The sequence below is a fragment of the Actinoplanes sp. L3-i22 genome (assembly GCF_019704555.1).
In the GTDB taxonomy this organism is placed as follows: Bacteria; Actinomycetota; Actinomycetes; order Mycobacteriales; family Micromonosporaceae; genus Actinoplanes.
This window is the reverse complement of sequence record NZ_AP024745.1, coordinates 9,188,722-9,206,304: the sequence shown is the minus strand read 5'-3', so window position 1 is coordinate 9,206,304 and position 17,583 is coordinate 9,188,722. Positions and strand designations below refer to the sequence as shown.

The following is a 17,583-nucleotide window of genomic DNA, read 5'->3' as shown; positions in this document are numbered from 1 at the left end:
GAAGACCGCGATCGGCTTCAGCGCACGCCGCCCATCAGCCGAGAGATCGGGCGGGCGCCAGCGGCCAGCGCGAGTCCGAGAATGATCGCCACGCCGCCGAGGATACCGAAGTACGCCGTCTCATGATCGGCGGAGTAGAAGCCGGCGAGCGTGCCCGACGCGGCGGTCCCCAGCGCGATCGACAAGAAGAACAAAGCCACCATTTGCGTACGGAATACCCGCGGCGCCAGCTTCGTCGTCAACGACAACCCGACCGGGGAGAGCAGCAGCTCGGCGATCGTGAACACCAGCAGGATCCCGGCCAGCGCGATCAGTGGAGTGCTGTTCGGCCCACCCCCGGCGAACGGCAGGAACAGCAGGAACGCGACGCCCATGATGACGGTCCCGGCGGCGAACTTGATCGGGCTGGACGGCTGCCGCTCGCCGAGCCGGGTCCACAGCGCCGCGAAGACCCCGGAGAGCACGATGATGAAGACCGGGTTGATCGACTGCACCCAGGAGACCGGCATCTCCCAGCCACCCAGCGTCCGGTCCAGCCGCTCGTCGCTGTAGATCGTGACAACCGTGAACTGCTGCTGGTAGAGCGACCAGAACGCCGCGCTGGCCAGGAACATCGGGATGAACGCCAGCACCCGCCGCCGCTCCGTCCCGTCGATCCGGCGACTGCTCAGGATCACCGCGAAGTAGGCGACGGCCGCCAGGATGCTCAGCACCACCACGACGCTCGACAGCCGGTCCGCGGTCAGCCAGGTCAGCGCGGAGACCACGATGACCACCACCCCGGCGGCGAACACCCCGGCGACCAGCGGCCACCGCTCGCGCCCGAGCGGATTCGGCACCTCGCGCCCCGCCTCGGGCAGGTTCCGCCGCCCGATCGTGTACTGCACCAGCCCGATCGCCATGCCGACCGCGGCCAGCGCGAAGCCGTAGTGGAAACCGGCGTTCTCCTGCAGCAGCCCGGTCAGCAGCGGCCCGGCCAGCGCCCCCAGGTTGATGCCCAGGTAGAACAGCGAGAACCCGGCGTCGCGGCGCTCGTCGTGCTCGCCGTAGAGCGTGCCGACCAGCGACGTGGCGTTGGCCTTCACGCCGCCGCTGCCCACCGCGATCAACACCAGGCCGACCCCGACACCGGCCAGGCCGGGCAGCGCCGCGAGCGCGATGTGACCGAGCATGACCAGCACCGCGCTCAGGAACAGCACCCGTTCCGAGCCGAGCAGCCGGTCGGCGACCCAGGCGCCGAGCACGGTGGACAGATAGACCGCGCCGCCGTACGCGCCGACGATGCTGGTGGCGGTGCCCTGGTCGATGCCGAGCCCACCCTCGGCCGCCGAGTAGTACAGGTAGATCAGCAGGATGCCCTGCATGCCGTAGAACGAGAACCGCTCCCACAGCTCCACCCCGAACAGGTTGGCCAGCGGGCGCGGCTGCCCGAAGAACGTCTTCCCGGAATGCGTGACGGGCGCGGTCTCAGCCATGGCATCGGATACCCGGTGGCGCCCGGTGGCAACCGCGCCGACGATGGGCGAATGGATGTCGATGGATTCGTGCGGGACGGTTACACCGTGGTGCGCGGCGCGTTCGACGCCGACACCGCGGCCTCCTGCCGCGCCGCGATCTGGGCTTCGCTTGCCGACCAGGGGGTACGTGCGGAGGACCCGGGCACCTGGCGCCCGGCGGTCCGGATCAACACCCCGGGCGGCGAGCCGTTCCGTGCGGCGGCGGCGTCACCGGCCCTGCGTGCGGCCTATGACCTGCTGATCGGCCCCGGCCGGTGGCGCGCCGACCCGAACGTGGGCGGCACCGTGCCGGTGCGGTTCCCGTCCGAGGCGTACCCGGGTGAGGTCGGCTGGCACATCGAGGGCTCGTGGTGGGGCGGCGACGGCTGGTGGGCGAACGTCCACTCGAAGGACCGCGGCCTGCTCGCCCTGTTCCTGTTCTCCGACGTCGGCCCGGACGACGCGCCGACCAAGCTGATCCTCGGCTCGCACCGGTTCGCCGCGGCGGCCCTGGCCACCCGGGGCGAGGCGGGGATGCCCGGCGTTGACGTCCCGGGGCTGCTGCGGCCGTCGACGTTCTGCCGCACCACGGCGGACGCGATCGGTCTGGCCGGCGACGTCTACCTGTGTCACCCGTTCATCGTGCACACCGCGACCTGGCCGCATCGTGGCACCGAGCCGCGGATGATGGCCCAGCCGGCCATCTGGGCCGAGGGCTTCCCGCTCGACGGCACCGACCCCTCCCCGGTCGCCCGCGCCATCGTCGACGGCCTCGCCGACGACTCAGGGGCGGGGTAGCACACCCAGCAGCGTCGCGGTCAGGGCCAGCTCCAGCGAGTCCCTCAGGTTCAGGTGGAACCGGGCCAGCTCGGGTTCGGCCTGGTAGGCGGCCTGCAGGCTGGGGGGCGGGGTGCTGTACGCGGACAGCGCGCCGGCCATCACCATGGTCTGCAGGCTGAACAGCGTCGCGTTCCCACCCAGCTCCGGCAGACACTTCTGGATCAGCTCGGTCATCGTGGTCAGCCGCTCCAGCGCCGCGCGCTTGTAACCGGTCACCACCTCGACCGAGACGTTGTGCTCCAGCACGCTGCCCTGCGCGCCGAACAGGTCGCACAGCACCACCCGGTCGGACAGCGACCGGCTGAGGATCGCGGCCACCGCGGTCGCCCGCTCGGCCATCGGCCGGCTCTCGTCGACCCCGTCGGCCAGCTCGCCGGCCAGCTCGGCCAGCCACTGCTTCAGGAAGTGGTCCAGCAGCTCCAGCAGCACCGCCTCGCGGGACTCGAAGTAGCGCAGCACGTTCGGCTTCGCCAGGCCGACCCGGCGGCTGAGCTCGTTGAGGGTCACCGCGGCCACCGGCATCTCGTCGAGCATTGCCGATGCCATGTCGAGGATCGCCCGCCGGCGGATCTCCCGCTGCTCCTCGGTTCGCGCCCGCTGGAAAGTCACGATCACCAGCCTAACTTAGGTACCTCCGGTACGTTGACAACGTACCGAGGGTACTTTAACGTCGTCCTTGTCAGAAAATACCTTCGGTACGTTATAAGGAGCTCCGCATGAGCGAGAAATGGACGACCGCCAACATCCCGGACCAGCACGGCCGGGTCGCCGTGGTGACCGGCGCGAACACCGGGCTGGGCTATGAGACGGCCAAGGCACTCGCCGAGCGCGGCGCGTCCGTGGTGCTCGCGGTGCGCGACGTCGCCAAGGGCGAGCGGGCCGCGGCCGGCATGACCGGCGACGTGACCGTGCAGGCGCTGGACCTGACCTCGCTCGACTCCGTCCGCACCGCGGCGGCGGCCCTGCGCTCCCGATTCGACCGGCTCGACCTGCTGATCAACAACGCCGGCGTGATGTACACCCCGAAGCAGACCACCCAGGACGGCTTCGAGCTGCAGTTCGGTACCAACCACCTGGGCCACTTCGCGCTCACCGGGCTGCTGCTGGACCTGATGCTGCCGGTGCCCGGCTCTCGCGTGGTGACGGTCAGCAGCACCGGCCACCGGATCCGGGCCGCGATCCACTTCGACGACCTGCAGTGGGAGCGGTCGTACAGCCGGGTCGGCGCCTACGGCCAGTCCAAGCTGGCCAACCTGATGTTCACCTACGAGCTGCAGCGCCGCCTCGCCGCACACGGCACCACCGCCGCACACGGCACCACCGCCGCACACGGCGCCACCGCCGCGCTGGCCGCGCACCCCGGCATGTCCAGCACCGAGCTGGCCCGCAACACCCCCGCGGCCCTGCGCCTCCCACTGACCTGGCTCACCCCGCTGATCACCCAGCCCCCGGCAATGGGCGCCCTGCCGACCCTGCGCGCCGCCACCGACCCGTCCGCACTCGGCGGCCAGTACTACGGCCCCAGCGGCCGCAACGAAATCAAGGGCCACCCCCGGCTCGTCACCTCCAGCCCCCAGTCCCACGAGGTCCCTGTCCAGCAGCGCTTGTGGACCGTCTCCGAAGCCCTGACCGGCGTGAAGTTCCCTGTCGCCCAGTCCCAGCCGACCTCCCCGGCCACCGCGAGGTAACCCAGCTCAGGCGATGAGCGTCGTCTTCGGGCGCAGGACGCAGAACTCGTTGCCTTCAGGGTCGGCGAGCACGGTCCACGACTCCGTGCCGAGCTGCCCGACGTCAACCCGGCGCGCCCCGAGCGCAAGCGCCCGCTCCACATCCGCGTCCCGCCCGTCCGGGCCGGGAGCGAGGTCGAGATGCAGCCGGTTCTTCCCCTGCTTGCGATCGGTCACCGGCATGAAGCAGATGCCAACGACCGCGTTCTCGTCAGCGCCGATAACGATCTCCCGCTCCCGCTCGGACAGAATCCGCCAGCCGAGCAGCGCAGCCCAGAACCTCGCCTGAGCCGGCAGATCATGCGAGTCGATCACGATGTGGTGCAGCGACACAGTCATCCCGCCAGTCTGCTGCGGGGACACGCCCCACCGCACCGGTCATCAGCGGCCCCGCGTGCTTCCAGGCGCGCCCACCGCACCGATCACCAGCAGCCGCCTGCAGCGCGCCGCAGCGGTCACGTCTGCTTCGGGCGCGCCATGCCGCAGCGGAAGCCTGCTCGTGGCCGCACCGCAGCAGAGATCAACGGTCTGCTCGCTCCGGGCCGCGCCGCAGCGGACGTCAGCGGTCCAAATAGGCGAGGACGGCCAGGACACGGCGGTGGTCGTCGGTGGACTGGGGCAGGTCGAGCTTGATGAAGATCGCGTTGATGTGCTTACTCACCGCCCGCTCGGTGATGTGCATGGCCGCGCCGATCCCCGCGTTCGACCGCCCCTCGGCCATCAGCGCCAGCGCCTCCTGCTCGCGCGGCGTCAGCGTGGAGACCCGGTCCGTCCCGCCGAGCAACTGGGCGACGATCTCCGGGTCCATGACCGTCTGCCCGGCGGCGACCCGGCGCAGCGTGTCGACGAACTCGCGGACCTCGCTCACCCGATCCTTGAGCAGGTATCCGACCGCCCCCGCACGGTCGGAGAGCAGCTCCCGGGCGTAGAGACGCTCGACATACTGCGACAGGATCAGAATCGGCAGCCCCGGCATCTCGGCCCGGGCGACGACCGCCGCCCGAAGACCCTCGTCGGTGAACGACGGCGGCAGCCGCACGTCCACCACGGCCACGTCCGGCCGGTGCTCGCGCAGCGCGGCGAGCAACTGCTGCCCGTCCTCCACCGCGGCGACCACCTCGCACCCGTAGAGCGAGAGCATGTGGGTCAGCCCGTCCCGCAACAGCGCCTGGTCCTCGGCGATCACGACACGCACGGGACCTCCATGTGCACGACCGTCGGCCCACCGACCGGGCTGCTGACCGTGACCCTACCGTCGAAAGCGGACAGTCTGCGCTCGATGCCGCGCAGCCCGCCACCCGCGCCGGGCTCGGCCCCGCCGCGCCCGTTGTCGGCGACGCTGACGACCAGCGTCGACCCGTCGTGGGTGATCGTGGCGGTCACCAGGGTCGCGCCGCTGTGCTTGATCGCGTTCGTCAACGCCTCGGCGAACACGAAATATCCCGCCGACTCGATCGCCGGGGACAGCCGGCCCGGCACGTTCAGGTCGAGCGTGACCGGGATGGCGCTGTTCAGCGCGAGGGCCTCGACCGCGCCGGGCAGGCCCCGGTCGGCCAGCACCGGCGGGTGGATACCGCGGACCAGGTCCCGCAGCTCACCGAGCACCTCGCCGGCGCTGCCCTTGGCGTCTACCACCATCTTGCGGGCCAGCGCCGGATCGTCGTCGAGCAGGTCCTCGGCGATGCCCAGCTGCATGGCCAGCGACACCAGCCGCACCTGCGGGCCGTCGTGCAGATCCCGCTCGATGCGGCGCAGCTCGGCGGCGGACGAGTCGACCACGATCTCCCGGCTGGCGGCGAGCCGCCCGACCCGGATCCGCAGCCGCTCCGCCTCGGTCGGTGCGAGCAGGGCCGTGGCCAGCCTCGCCCGCAGCCGGTTGACCAGCCCGGGCACGGTGACCGCGGCCAGCCCGACGATCGGCGCGGCCAGGACGGTCAGCCAGGCGACCGGCTGACTGTCGACCTCGTAGATCAGCGGCGTGAACACCCCGGGCGGGGCGAACGGCTCGATCAGCGGGGCGAACAGGCACTCCAAGGCACCGATCCACAGCCCACCGGCGATCGCGGCCCCGGCGATGCCGAGCGGAAAGCTCGCCACCAGCCAGGCCAGGTCACGCCAGGTCGCGGCCTCGTCCCGGCGCGGCGGGCCGGAGTAGGGCGAGGGAACCGGTGTGCCGAGGATCTCGGACGCGCGCCGCCGATGCCAGTCGGCCACCCGGCGGTCGAGCCGGATCATGGCGAGCGCGACCGGGCAGATCGGGAGGCTCACCACCGTACCGAAAGCAAGGGGTAAGCCCGCCAGGCCGGCAAAGCCGGCGCCGACCGCCCGCAGCAGGTCCCTCCACGCTCTGTTCATGGTGGACAGCGTAAAAGCGCTGGCCGCGAGCTTCGATAGCGCAGAGATGAGGATTCATGGTGGTGCTAGCTTCACCCTCGCTTGCCGCACCGTCACAGCTTGATGAGGTCCAGCCGCCAGTGAACCGCGTCCGGGGCGGCCGTCATCCGGATCACCACGATGGCCTCGCGGCCGTAGCCCCGCCCGAGATGCCTGATCCGCTGATCCAGCCCGCCCTGGTCATCCGCCTCCCCAGCCGCCTGCTGCACGGTGTGCATCGCCCGATACGCCGCGATCGCGCTGCCGCCCAGCAGCGCGCCGCAGGCCTCGCCCTGCCCGGGAAAGGTCGTCCGGTATCCGTCGACGATCAAGCTGTCGACGCCCCGGCAGCCGCCGACGACCGAGGTGCCGCCGGCGGTGGGGTAGTAGAAGGTCCACCCCGGATAGTCCCGGGGCGATCGGCGCAGCAGGTGTTCGACCGCCGCCCGCCGGATGATCAGCAGCGGCGGCGGTTTGGCGCACCATCGGGCCACTCCGGCACTGAACTCGTCCATCATGTGGCCGGGCCCGGTGTAGATGCCGATGGACCGGACGGGCTCCGCGCAGATGTTCCCGCCGGCCACCCGCCAGTCGTCGTATTGCCTGGTCGGGAACCGGATTTCGGGGTCCGCCACGCCGACCGCCGGCACGGCCGGATCGTAGCGCCGGAGCAGGTAATTCACGTCTGCCGGCGCGGTCGTCGCCATCTCGTGGCCCGACGAGGGGTCGGCCATGTCGAGGCCGATGATCCGCGCCTCGCTCTGATCGAGGTCGTCGCCGAGGCGGATCACGGCGCTCAGCCGGATTCCCGATCGCCAGGCGCCGAGCAGGTCGTCGACCGATTCGCCGGGCTTGGCGTCGAACAGCACCACCCGCGCCTGTCGTCCCCCACCGACCTGGGCCACCGCGACACCGGAGAGCTGCTGGACGAGATACTCGTAGACGATCGGATCCGGGTCGGAGAACGGCGCGACGACCGCGACGACGGGCGCGTCAGCCGGCGTCGACCCGTTGGCTTTGCGCAGCTGCTCCAGCACGTACCGGCCGCTGTTCGCCACCCCGGCCGCCCGGGGCGGCCCGAGCGCGTCCCACCCCTGTTCCGCCACGACGCCGTAGCACCCGGATCCGGACCCGGTGAAGATCCGCACCTGCTCGACCGGCCCGGGCATCGCGGACAGCGGCCGGCAGTGCAGATGGTTGTTCATCGCGTTGACCGACCATCCGCCGATCACCAGAACCGCCACGACCCCGACCGTGACGAGCCGGCGAGCGGTGCTCCACGGCCCGGCGACGGCCCCGCCCCGGGCCCGGCCGAACGTCGCGCCGGCCTGTTCGGCGAGCCGTTCCTGCAGCCGGATGTGCCGGAACTGGTAGACCCCGCCGGACTCGCGCAGCAGGTCCCGGCGATGTGCCTCGGCGAGGAACGCCATCAGCCGCCAGGGCGCCCGGCCGCGGACCGCGAGGGCGGCCCGCAGCACCAGGAACCGCGGCCAGGCCCGGCTGAGCAGGACCAGCACGGTGCAGCAGAAACCGCAGAGCGCGGACGCCATGACGACATGGCCGATGGCATCGTGATCGACCGTCGGCGAGCTGCCCTCTGCCCACAGCGACGGGGTGCCGGACAATCCGGCCCACCCCGCCACCGTCCCGCCGGTCACGTCACCGGCGATCACCCCGACCATGATCGTCGGGAGCACGATCAGCGCCACCACCTCGCCGGCCGCGGCCGCGCCGATCAACGACGACCAGCGGTCGCCGGTCAGCCGGCCGGCCGGGGTGGTCTGGCGGGACCGTTCCGGCGGCGCCTTGAGCAGCGCGTGCACGCTCACCCCGGCCCCCGCTACCGCCGCGACGGCGAGGCTGACCCACAGGCCGTCGCTGAGCTCGACGGTGTCCGTGAACGTCCAGTCGGCGTCCATCCACGCGACCACGCCGAGGCCGACGGCGATCGGCACGGAAATCATCGCCACGACCGAGAAACCGGCCAGGAAACCGGACAGCAGCCGTCCCGCGGATCCTTTGACGGCGATCGCGAGCCGGCTCGGCACCGCGCCGACCCCGGCGAACCAGAGCACGGTGGCCAGGATCGTCATGGCGCCACCGATGACGGCGCCCGGGCCCAGGGTGTCGTCACTGAACGTCGTCCGGTCCGGATCGGTGAACGCGACGAGCCAGGCCGACACGCCGGTCATGATCAGCAGCCCGATCACCAGGCCCACGGCCGGCGCCGTCCACGGCGACAGCAGCCGGTCCGCCATCCGCCACCAGGACAGATCCCGCTCCCGGTACCGATGCAGGTGCTCGGCGAGAAAGGTCAACCACCGGCGCGCCTTGTCCGCCGGCCACCGGCCCGGCCGGTCGGCGAACGAGGCCGTGACCAGCTCGTCCACGAGATGGTCCTCGATGGCGTGCCGGGTGTCGAACCGCTCCACGTCGAGCAGCTCGACCGGGCTCGCGGCCGCCGTCGAGTTCCGGTAGACGGCCCGCGCCACCGAGATCATCAACGGGGTGCTCAGCGCCGCGGCGAGATCCCCGTCCGGGTTCTCGTGGATCTCGGCGAGGACCGGCTTCCAATCGACGTGCTCCGGCCATCCGACCAGCTCCACGTACGCCGCGAGATCCGCCCCGGACACCGGCTGCACGGTCACCACCGGCGCCCGGTGCAGGGTCGGCGCGCCGTTGCGCAACACGTCGGCGTACTCCGCGGACCGGCAGGTCACGATGATCGGCCGGTGCGCCCCGACCGCGTCGTTGATCCGCCGGATCGCGCTGCGCCGTGACGTCTCCGGAATCTCGTCGAGCCCGTCCAGCACCGGCACCACCAGGTCGTCGTCGACCAGCGCCTGCGGGATGCGCCGCTCCCCGGCGTAGTAGGTGGCCGCCAGCGTCGTGACGATCCACTCCGGCAGCGCCTGCGACACCGGATCCCAGGAGGACGCGTTGAGCAGCACCGGAACCCGATCCCCGGCGTCACGCCCGCCGAGCATCCCGAGCGTCAGCAGCACCGCCACCACGCTCTTGCCGGCGCCCGGCTCGCCGAGCACGACCAGCCGCCCGCCCGGCACCGACCGGTAGGCGCGGGCCAGCAGCCGGGTCACCTCGTCGAACGCGCCGATGTCGACCCGGAACAGCGGGCCGGCGTCGCCGCTCGTCCAGACCAGCGGCAGCACCTGCGGATCCCGCAGGTCCCGGATCCGCGCCTCGCCGAGCCACTGCTGGTTCACCGTCGCGGCCAGGTCGTCGGCGAGTTGCTCCGAGTCGGCCGGCGGCGGCTCGACCGGCCGGTCGAGCACGGTCAGCGCCAGCGCGCACAGCCCGACGAACAGGCTCGCCACGCTGGCCCGCACATCATTGGTCGCGGAGTCGCCGACCGCCATCCAGATCGCCAGCCCGATCGCGCCAACCGCGACCATGGCGAGCATCAGCCGCCTGAAGAGGTGTTTCCTGCCCGCCACCCCGCGACGGTAGACACCTTCGCGCCCCGCGCCCCGCCCTGCTTGTCCGACTTTTCCGCCAGGCTCCGGCGGCAACCGGCCGCGGCGCGCCTCCCGGCCGCCTCACCTCCAAAGACAATTGCGACGGTACGCCGTGAGCCGCCCGCCTTTACCCGGACGACTACCGTCCATGGTGGATCGAGCGATGGGGGACGGCGTGGACGATGTCGAGAAAGAGCTGCTGTTCAGTGCGCGAGCCGCGGAACGGATCGTCGAGCTGATCGAGGCCGGCGGGCGACCCGGCGACCAGACGCCCGAGGGGCACGAGCTGACCACCATCTTCGGCGCGCTCGAAGCCGGCGCCCCGGCCGAGCTGCAGCGGACCGTGGAGCGCCTGGCCGCCGACGGAACACCTCCCGGATTCCAGCGGACGGTCGCGCTGATCCGCTGGATGCGCCTGGTCGAGCGGGCCGTCGACGCCCAGCGGCCGATCCGCCGGAAGTTCGCCGAGCGAGTGCCGAAGGACCCGGCAGTCGCGGCGCTGGCCCAGGCCGAGCATGACTATCGCCGCGGCATGCTGATGCGGCAGGGGCACCACGGGTTCGCCGTGCAGCGCTTCGAGCAGTCCCACGAGGGCGGGCACCCGGAGGCGGCCAACGACCTCGGCAGTTTCTACGACACCCTGGGGCACTCGGGTGAGGCCCTGCGATGGTGGAACGTGGCCGCTGACCTGGGCAACGCGGGCGCGGCCGGCAACCTGGCGCGCTACTACGAGGACCACGACCGGGAGGTCGCCGAACGCTGGTGGACCCTGGCCGAGCAGCGTGGCGTGCCGGACGCGGCGTCCCGGCTGCGGGCGCTGCGCGCGGAGCAGGTCGAGGAGGGGGCCGCACTGAGCGCGCCGACCCGGCCGGCGGCGAAGCGCTGGTGGCGGTTCGGTCGCTGATCATTGCTCGCCGAAATCCGGGATGTCGGTGTCGAGCAGGTCGGCGGCGCGCCCGTCGAGCATCTTGGCGATCTCGGCGGAGCGGGGCAGCATGATCGACTCATACGCACGCACCCCTTCGTCGAGCGTCGCCGCGCCGACCAGGGCGAGCGCCAGGTCGCTGGCGTCGAGCATGGCCATGTTCACCCCGACGCCGAGCGGCGGCATCAGGTGCGCGGCGTCGCCGAGCAGGGTCACGCCGGGGCGGTGCGCCCAGGTGTGCTCGACCGGCAGGACCATGATCGGCCGGTCGACGTAGGCCCCGTCGTTGTCGCTGACCAGCTGCCGCAGCCCTGGTGACCAGCCGGCGAACTCGGCCAGCAGCCCCGCCCGCAGCTCCTCGGTGCTCAGCCCGGTCACGTCGGCCGGGTTCCGCCGGATGATGTAGACGCGGATGTGCCCGCCGCTGTTGCGCTGAGCGAACAGCCCCCGCTCGCCGTCGGCGGCATGTGCGCCACCCTGGCCCACCAGGGCGGCGATCTCGGCGTGCCGGTTGTCGACGTCGTCGAACCAGGCTTCCAGGAACGAGACTCCGGTGTACTGCGGGACGGCGGGCGAGAGCACCGGCCGTACCCGGGAAAATGCGCCATCCGCGCCGATGACCAGCTCGGTCTCCACCGCATCGCCGGTCTTGAAATTGAGGACGTGCCCGTCGGTCGAGGCGAGCGCGTGACCCCACTTGACGGTCCCGGGTTCGAGCGAGTCGAGCAGCAGGTCGCGCAGCTGCCCGCGGTCGATCTCCGGCTTGAACAGCTCGTCGGGCGCCGGGAGGTGGTGGCTGCGCAGCTCGCCGACGCTCGAATACTGCCGCATCTCCTGGCCCTCGGGCCGGGCCAAGCGGAAGAACTCGTCGAGCAGGCCGGCCTCGCGCAGCGCGATCTGGCCGTCGTCGGCGTGCAGGTCGAGGGTGCCGCCCTGGTTGCGGGCGGCGCGGTGCGGGTCGCGGTCGTAAACGGTCACCGGGATGCCGTGCCGCTGCAGGATGCGGGCGCAGGTAAGCCCGCCGGGCCCCGCGCCGATGATGCTGATGGCTGTCATGGATACAGAAAAGCAGACTCGGTAAAAAAGTGCAACGGTTCAACTTTGTTGGCGGTGCCACTCTCGGCTAGGCTCGGCCCATGACCGAGGTTCCGATCGGCCGCCGCGAGCGCAAGAAGGCGGCCACCCGCCAGGCGCTCGCCGACGCCGCCCTGCGCCTGTTCCTGGAGCACGGCTACGACCAGGTCGGCATCCGGGACATCGCGGAGGCCGCCGATGTCTCCACCACCACGCTGTTCAAGCACTTCAGCGGCAAGGAAGCGCTGGTCTTCGACCAGGAGGAGGGTCGCGACGAGATCCTCGCCGCGGTGGTCCGCGACCGGCCGCCGGGCCGCGACGTCCTGGACGCTCTGCGCGAGCACGTCCTGGCCACCTGGTTGCCGATCGCCGAGCACCCGCTGCGCGCCGACTTCGTCCACCTGGTCGACGGCACGCCGGCGCTGCGCGCCTACTCCGAGCGGATGTGGACCCGGCATGCCGGCGCGCTGGGCGCGGCGATCGCCGCCGAGCTCGGCGCCCCCGCCGACGACCTGGCCTGCGTCACCCTGGCCCGGTTCGTCCTGGAGATCCCGGCCCTGACCAGCGCCCGGCCGGATCGCCGGGCCGCGGTCGAGACCATCTTCGATCTCCTGGCCAACGGCTGGAAAAACCATCCTGGGGTACGGGTTAAACTTCCGAACCCCGAGGTCGGGGATCGCGGGGCGCAAGCCGGCGCGATAGCCTCAGGCAACGATCCGCATCGATAAGATGGTTGCCGCCGGACGCAGGGAGGCCGCGATTCCCCACGTGACGGAGGACCGCGCGGACACGGTCGAGGGCGACCCCGCAGCGGAGCGCCCCGCGCGCACGAGCCGGCTCCCGGCCGCCGCCACCGCGATCGGCCTCTACCTGATGGTCCGCATGCTCAGCCTCGAGGTCATGTATGTGCTGGCCGCCCACGCGCACCTGCGCGACCCGGGTCGGCAGGTCTACCCCGACGGCACGATCAACAACCAGTGGCGCGGCTTCACCTCGATCCTGGACGCGCTGGTCTCCTGGGACGGCCGGTGGTACGCGAAGATCGCCGGCAGCGGACTGGGCGGCCCGGTCGGCGCGGTCGACTCCGACGGCGTGCCGTACGAACTGCGCCTGATGTTCTTCCCGCTCTACCCGTGGCTGGCCCGCCCGCTGACGTTCCTGCCGTTCGTCTCGCCGGCCACCGCGTGCCTGATCATCTCGTTCTTCTCGGCCGTCGCCGCTGCCTGGGGCCTCTACGCGATCGGCCGGCACGTGCACGGTCACCGCGCCGGGATCCTGCTCGCCGTGCTGTGGGCGGTCGCGCCCGCCGCCATGACGGAGAACGGCGCGTACACCGAGTCGCTGTTCACCGCGCTCGCGGCGTGGGCGCTCTACGCCGTACTGAAGGAACGTTGGTTGATCGCCGGATTGCTGGCGGCGGCCGGCGGCCTCAGCCGACCGACCTCGGCGGCCCTGATCGGCACCGTCGGCCTGGCCGCGCTGGTCGCCGTGATCTCCCGGCGTGGCGGCTGGCGGCCGTACGCCGCGCTGCTCCTGGCCCCGGCCGGCCTGATCGCCTATGTCGCGTTCGCCGCCGGCCGGCTCGGCAGCGTCCACCGGTACTTCGAGATCCACGAGAACACGTTCGGCGCGCAGTGGGACTACGGGAAATCGGCCTGGAAGACCGTCACCGACATCATGATCGGCGTCGACGACGACCACGCCAGCAAGCCGATCCGGCTCCTGTCCGTGCTGTTCCTGGCCGGTTTCGTCGTGCTGCTCGCCCTGCTGGTCGGCCGCGGCCCGTGGCAGCTGACGGTCTTCGCCGCCGCGACCCTGATCCTCTCGGTCGGCTCACACGCGCACATCTCGATGGCCGCCCGGCATCTGTTGCCCGCGTTCCCGATCCTGCTGGTCCCGGCCCTCGCCCTGGCCCGAGTCTCGAACCGCAGCCTCATCATCGTTTTCACCACCCTGGCCCTGCTCTCGGGCTGGTACGCCGGCTGGCTCCCGTTCATCTCCGGCCAGGCAATCTGACCAGCGCAGGACGACGGGCTCAATTCCGTCAGGCGGCTCAGAGTGATGCCCTGACCAGCGGTTCGCCGGTCAGGGCAGGCGCTTAGATCAACAAATTTCATGCTCCGACCGCTAGCGCTTGGCACATGACTAGCTAGGAGGGGGAGCCAGAAATTCACGGGGGAGGTCGACGTGGCCGGCGGCATCATCTACGACACCAACTTCTACGCCGCGCTCGAAGCCGAAGTGAACGCGTTCCGCAAGGCTCTGACGAAGCGTTGGCGTAAAGAGGTCGCGGCGGCCTGCTGGGAGAACGGCTCGTTCAAGACCGCGTTCCACCAGTGCCAGGCTCCGAGCCGGGCTCGCGACTGGGCCGGGGACACCGATCGCAGCGGCTGGCAAGTGCACATTCCCGGTGCACCCTCGTATGTCAACGACACGACCCCGGGCGACAACGACACTGGCGGGCTCGACTACGAGACGGAGAAGACCCGATGATCAGGCGAATGGTGACCGGTGTTGCCGTCGTTCTGCTGCTGGCGGGCTGCGACTCGTCAGCCAGCCCCGGCGAACTCGAGTCGACGCAGCCACCCCAATCGCTGGCCCCGTCGGCGCGCCCGGCGGCGTCCAGCGCTCAGCAGGCCACGGAGGCCGAGCTCAGCGCGGTCTGTGACACCCTGGCGAAAACGGTGACGCTGCCCGCCGCCGGAACCGTCCACTACGCCGCGAGGTTCAGCTACACCAAATTCGCCACCAATGCGCCGATGTGCGATATCGAGCCGGAAGGCGAGTACGACGAGGTGGCGACCAAGGCACCCGTCTTCGGCCGCGCCGAGTTCGACTACGGCAGGTACACGGCCGCGGATATCCCGAAGGCCGGATACCCGCCGTACACGCCCGAGACGGCGGAGGAACTGCTCACCCTCGATCAAGCAGATCCTCTGGGCGACGAGGTGCCGTGCGCGAGCAAGCCGTGCAAGGACGGCATCCACGGGTACCAGTACAACTTCCGCTTCGAGGCCGTGATGGACAACGTCTCGGTGAACGCCCAGTTCGACTACATCACCACGGACGTCAAAGGTGACAAGAAGCCGCAGTGCCGAGCGCAGGCTATCGAGGCGCTCAAGGCTTCGATGGCAGCCATCAAAGCTGGGCTCACGTAAGACCTCCGGCCGCAGGCGGGGTCTCGCGGTGCTGATCAAGTTGGGCCAGAAACTCGGCAGCGCCGGTCTCGGTCGAACGCTCATTCCGTTGCTCGACCATCATCAAGGTCATCGACGGCTGCTACGGATTCAGGGGCGCTCGAAGCAGGGCGAGTTGATGATGACGGCGAACCCGTCGGGCGAAGCCGTCTCGATGTCGAGGTTGTAGCCATCCCTGGTCTCGCCGGACAGGACACCTTGGTCAGCGGCGACAGTTCTGTCGTCGGTAACGGTGTAGCCCTTGTCTTTCCAGTCGGTGCGAACCCGCGAGAGGACGTCCAACTGGGTCCCGGTGTCCGGCGGGGCAAGGTTGTAGACACCCTGAACGCTGTACACCTCGTCGCTGTCCCTCCCGAACGGATCGGAGCATGGGCCGGCGAGCATCTTCGGATTCTCCAGCGCCTTGCCGGCGAGCGCCGCGATGGCATCGGCGTGCTTTTGCACTGCGGCGTTCACATCGGACTCGGGCTTGGCCTCCACGGCGATTCCCGAGCAGGCGGACAAGGCCGATACCACGGCGGTCATCCAGACCGCCACCGCGCCAGTGGTTCGTCGACGAATCATCGCCAGTTCTCCGGAATCGCGCCGTTGTCGAGGGTGACCTGGTCGTAGGCGCCGGCGAGGACCCGCGACTGGCTTCTCAGGCTTTCGGTGTTGTCGTCCCGGGAACCGGTGTGCCCAGAAGTGTCAGCCTTCCAGGTATTGCCGCCGAACGCTGTGTCAGGGTTTCGTCCGCCACTGCGAGCGTGGAATCAGCCCGTCGTCGTAGGCGATCATCTGGTCGTAGACCTGCTCCCAGGTCAGGCCGCCGACGATCCAGCCCTGCTGACGGCCCGCCGCCTGCAGTACGCGCCGGGTGGACCAGAGCTCCAGCCGTTTGGTGTGGCCGTTGTCGCGCAGCCACTGAGCTTCCCGGCTTGCCCGCCGACGTCCATCGGTCTCGTCGATCATGACGAATACGTCGTGGCCCTGCTGGACGAAGACCGACGCGTGCGCCAGCACCATGATTTCGCCGAGGCTCCTGCGGTCACGGACGCGGTCGCGGGCCGGCATGCCGCTGATCCGAGCCACCGCCTCGGTGAACTGCCAGGTGGTGAGCTCATCGGGCAGGATCTCGACGCGGCCCGAACTCTTCAGCGTGTTCCAGGTGGTCCGGGCACCGGTGTTCTTGAAGCGGTCGCTGCGGCTCATCCCGGTGACCTCGCTGTCGACCCGGGCCGGTGCCGCGAGGCGAAGCTTCTGCGACTGCGCGATCTGGATCAGGATGTTCTGCTGGCCGACGGCGAGGAAGTTCAGGGAAGGGCCCGCGTCAAGCAGGATGCTCACCAGGCCGGCTCCTCTCGCCGGTCCTCGGGGAAGAGCGGGGCGTCGTCGTCCCACTCGTCGTGCTGATCAGGCAGCTGCGGTGTGCCGAGTTCGTTCTCGAGGTCGGTGACGTCCTGGCCGTACCAGGCGGCCAGCTCGGTGATGCCGAGCACCCCGCGCTGGTAGCCCTCGACCGCGCGGGCCATCAGCGACTGTGGGGCACGAGGGGCCGACGAGTCTGCCGTCAGGCCGCGGTACTGGCTGGCCCAGCCGAACGTCATCGCCAGGTTCGCCGCGGATTTGCCGCTCCACGCCGTGCAGGTGCCGGCATCGATCAGGCCGAGCGTGCGCAACTGGATCGCCGCGAGGTGCGGGGACACCTCGAACTCCTGGACCAGGTCGGAGAGGGCCGAGAGCGCGAGGCCGCCCGAGGTGCCGGCGGGAATGCGGTGCCGCACGCCGTCGAGAGGAAGCAACAGGTGACGGGCGAAGGCGTCGGCGCGAATCTCCTCCGGCGATCGTTCGCCGGGCACCAGGCGCGCGTCGCGCTCCAGGTCGCCGGAGACGACGTGCCCGAGTTCGTGGGCGATCGACGATCGCTGGCGCATGGGATGTGGTGTCGTCGCGACGGCGATGACGACCCGGCCGGTGACCGGGTCGCACATCGACAGGCCGTGCTCGGCGTCCGGCACGCTCATGCTGATCACGTCGATGCCCTTGGTGGCATGCACCAGCTCGTGCATGTCCTTGATCGGGGCGTCGTCGAGCCCGTGCTCAGCCCGGAACGCGTCGGCGAGCTGCTGGGCGTGCTGCTCGTTGGGGCTCACGTCATGCTCCCGTGATGCCCTGGCTGGTCAGGTAGTTGTCCAGCTCCAGATAGGCGTAGAGGCGTTCGCGCATGATGGCCATCGGTGCGAGGTCACCGTCGGTTCGAGCCGCGAACCGGGCTCGCTCGCGCACCTCGGGCAGCCCGGTGATCACGGCCGCGCGGACACCGAAGCAATCCGCGAGCCGAATCAGCTCGTCACCCTTCAGCGGGCGATCGCCGCTCTCGATCCGCGAGTAGGTCGGCTGGGAGACGTCGATCGCCCTGCGCGCGGCGTCCTGCGAGATGCCTGCCGCTTCCCGTGCCTCGCGCACCCGCAGCCCAAGTTTCCGCGTGTCAACGTA

The 17,583-nt window shown here is 70.6% G+C and carries 18 protein-coding genes; 7 read left to right on the top strand and 11 right to left on the bottom strand.

Annotated features, from left to right (window positions below):
* Positions 1 to 17: 17 nt before the first annotated feature.
* On the bottom strand, positions 18 to 1,475 hold the full coding sequence (locus L3i22_RS41230) for a peptide MFS transporter (RefSeq protein ID WP_221322861.1): 1,458 nt from the start codon (positions 1,473 to 1,475) through the stop codon (positions 18 to 20).
* 51 nt (positions 1,476 to 1,526) lie between these two features.
* On the opposite strand from L3i22_RS41230, the gene L3i22_RS41225 reads away from it, so the two are divergent.
* Complete coding sequence (locus L3i22_RS41225) at positions 1,527 to 2,294, top strand: phytanoyl-CoA dioxygenase (RefSeq protein ID WP_221322860.1); 768 nt, start codon at positions 1,527 to 1,529, stop codon at positions 2,292 to 2,294.
* Here L3i22_RS41225 and L3i22_RS41220 read toward each other — a convergent pair.
* A complete protein-coding gene (locus L3i22_RS41220) occupies positions 2,280 to 2,951 on the bottom strand; it encodes a TetR/AcrR family transcriptional regulator (protein WP_255657559.1) in 672 nt (223 codons plus the stop codon). The genes L3i22_RS41225 and L3i22_RS41220 overlap by 15 nt on opposite strands.
* Positions 2,952 to 3,052: 101 nt before the next feature.
* Here L3i22_RS41220 and L3i22_RS41215 point away from each other — a divergent pair, with 101 nt between their 5' ends.
* On the top strand, positions 3,053 to 4,024 hold the full coding sequence (locus L3i22_RS41215) for an SDR family NAD(P)-dependent oxidoreductase (protein ID WP_221322859.1): 972 nt from the start codon (positions 3,053 to 3,055) through the stop codon (positions 4,022 to 4,024).
* Between the two features lie 6 nt (positions 4,025 to 4,030).
* Here L3i22_RS41215 and L3i22_RS41210 read toward each other — a convergent pair whose 3' ends face one another.
* The 4 genes from L3i22_RS41210 to L3i22_RS41195 all read right to left on the bottom strand — a co-directional run bounded on the left by L3i22_RS41210 (position 4,031) and on the right by L3i22_RS41195 (position 9,891).
* A complete protein-coding gene (locus tag L3i22_RS41210; protein WP_221322858.1) occupies positions 4,031 to 4,402 on the bottom strand; it encodes a VOC family protein in 372 nt (123 codons plus the stop codon).
* Positions 4,403 to 4,622: 220 nt separating this feature from the next.
* Positions 4,623 to 5,258, bottom strand: coding sequence for a response regulator transcription factor (locus L3i22_RS41205; protein WP_221322857.1), 636 nt, complete (start codon positions 5,256 to 5,258; stop codon positions 4,623 to 4,625).
* Positions 5,246 to 6,418, bottom strand: coding sequence for a sensor histidine kinase (locus L3i22_RS41200; RefSeq protein WP_221322856.1), 1,173 nt, complete (start codon positions 6,416 to 6,418; stop codon positions 5,246 to 5,248). The genes L3i22_RS41205 and L3i22_RS41200 overlap by 13 nt, the downstream gene beginning before the upstream one ends.
* 92 nt (positions 6,419 to 6,510) lie before the next feature.
* Entirely contained in the window at positions 6,511 to 9,891 is a 3,381-nt protein-coding gene (locus L3i22_RS41195; protein ID WP_221322855.1) for an NACHT domain-containing NTPase, read from the bottom strand.
* Positions 9,892 to 10,087: 196 nt separating this feature from the next.
* Here L3i22_RS41195 and L3i22_RS41190 point away from each other — a divergent pair, with 196 nt between their 5' ends.
* Positions 10,088 to 10,816 carry a hypothetical protein gene (locus L3i22_RS41190; RefSeq protein ID WP_221322854.1) on the top strand — a complete coding sequence of 243 codons (729 nt, stop codon included), beginning with the start codon at positions 10,088 to 10,090 and terminating at the stop codon, positions 10,814 to 10,816.
* On the opposite strand, the gene L3i22_RS41185 is transcribed toward L3i22_RS41190, so the two are convergent.
* Positions 10,817 to 11,893 (bottom strand): NAD(P)/FAD-dependent oxidoreductase, encoded by a 1,077-nt coding sequence (locus L3i22_RS41185; protein WP_221322853.1) that lies wholly within the window; start codon positions 11,891 to 11,893, stop codon positions 10,817 to 10,819.
* A gap of 80 nt (positions 11,894 to 11,973) precedes the next feature.
* On the opposite strand from L3i22_RS41185, the gene L3i22_RS41180 reads away from it, so the two are divergent.
* From L3i22_RS41180 to L3i22_RS41165, 4 genes are all read left to right on the top strand, one after another.
* Entirely contained in the window at positions 11,974 to 12,639 is a 666-nt protein-coding gene (locus tag L3i22_RS41180; protein ID WP_221322852.1) for a TetR/AcrR family transcriptional regulator, read from the top strand.
* Positions 12,640 to 12,679: 40 nt separating this feature from the next.
* Entirely contained in the window at positions 12,680 to 13,927 is a 1,248-nt protein-coding gene (locus L3i22_RS41175) for a glycosyltransferase family 39 protein (protein ID WP_255657558.1), read from the top strand.
* A 171-nt stretch (positions 13,928 to 14,098) separates the two neighbouring features.
* The gene (locus L3i22_RS41170) at positions 14,099 to 14,404 is read left to right on the top strand and encodes a hypothetical protein (protein ID WP_221322850.1); all 306 of its coding nucleotides are present in this window, start codon (positions 14,099 to 14,101) and stop codon (positions 14,402 to 14,404) included.
* 8 nt (positions 14,405 to 14,412) lie between these two features.
* A complete protein-coding gene (locus tag L3i22_RS41165) occupies positions 14,413 to 15,069 on the top strand; it encodes a hypothetical protein (protein ID WP_221322849.1) in 657 nt (218 codons plus the stop codon).
* A gap of 129 nt (positions 15,070 to 15,198) precedes the next feature.
* Here L3i22_RS41165 and L3i22_RS41160 read toward each other — a convergent pair whose 3' ends face one another.
* The 4 genes from L3i22_RS41160 to L3i22_RS41145 all read right to left on the bottom strand — a co-directional run bounded on the left by L3i22_RS41160 (position 15,199) and on the right by L3i22_RS41145 (position 17,553).
* Positions 15,199 to 15,672 (bottom strand): hypothetical protein, encoded by a 474-nt coding sequence (locus L3i22_RS41160; RefSeq protein ID WP_221322848.1) that lies wholly within the window; start codon positions 15,670 to 15,672, stop codon positions 15,199 to 15,201.
* 156 nt (positions 15,673 to 15,828) lie between these two features.
* The gene (locus tag L3i22_RS41155; protein ID WP_221322847.1) at positions 15,829 to 16,434 is read right to left on the bottom strand and encodes a hypothetical protein; all 606 of its coding nucleotides are present in this window, start codon (positions 16,432 to 16,434) and stop codon (positions 15,829 to 15,831) included.
* Positions 16,431 to 17,240 (bottom strand): ImmA/IrrE family metallo-endopeptidase, encoded by an 810-nt coding sequence (locus L3i22_RS41150; RefSeq protein ID WP_221322846.1) that lies wholly within the window; start codon positions 17,238 to 17,240, stop codon positions 16,431 to 16,433. The genes L3i22_RS41155 and L3i22_RS41150 overlap by 4 nt, the downstream gene beginning before the upstream one ends.
* A gap of 1 nt (position 17,241) precedes the next feature.
* Entirely contained in the window at positions 17,242 to 17,553 is a 312-nt protein-coding gene (locus tag L3i22_RS41145) for a helix-turn-helix transcriptional regulator (protein WP_221322845.1), read from the bottom strand.
* Positions 17,554 to 17,583 lie beyond the last annotated feature (30 nt).

What these genes read in the sequence shown, in the direction of transcription:
- L3i22_RS41160 (WP_221322848.1), bottom strand. Translation starts at nt 15,672, where the DNA reads ATGATTCGTCGACGAACCACTGGCGCGGTGGCGGTCTGGATGACCGCC.
- L3i22_RS41230 (WP_221322861.1), bottom strand. Translation starts at nt 1,475, where the DNA reads ATGGCTGAGACCGCGCCCGTCACGCATTCCGGGAAGACGTTCTTCGGG.
- L3i22_RS41200 (WP_221322856.1), bottom strand. Translation starts at nt 6,418, where the DNA reads ATGAACAGAGCGTGGAGGGACCTGCTGCGGGCGGTCGGCGCCGGCTTT.
- L3i22_RS41225 (WP_221322860.1), top strand. Translation starts at nt 1,527, where the DNA reads ATGGATGTCGATGGATTCGTGCGGGACGGTTACACCGTGGTGCGCGGC.
- L3i22_RS41210 (WP_221322858.1), bottom strand. Translation starts at nt 4,402, where the DNA reads ATGACTGTGTCGCTGCACCACATCGTGATCGACTCGCATGATCTGCCG.
- L3i22_RS41180 (WP_221322852.1), top strand. Translation starts at nt 11,974, where the DNA reads ATGACCGAGGTTCCGATCGGCCGCCGCGAGCGCAAGAAGGCGGCCACC.
- L3i22_RS41185 (WP_221322853.1), bottom strand. Translation starts at nt 11,893, where the DNA reads ATGACAGCCATCAGCATCATCGGCGCGGGGCCCGGCGGGCTTACCTGC.
- L3i22_RS41165 (WP_221322849.1), top strand. Translation starts at nt 14,413, where the DNA reads ATGGTGACCGGTGTTGCCGTCGTTCTGCTGCTGGCGGGCTGCGACTCG.
- L3i22_RS41215 (WP_221322859.1), top strand. Translation starts at nt 3,053, where the DNA reads ATGAGCGAGAAATGGACGACCGCCAACATCCCGGACCAGCACGGCCGG.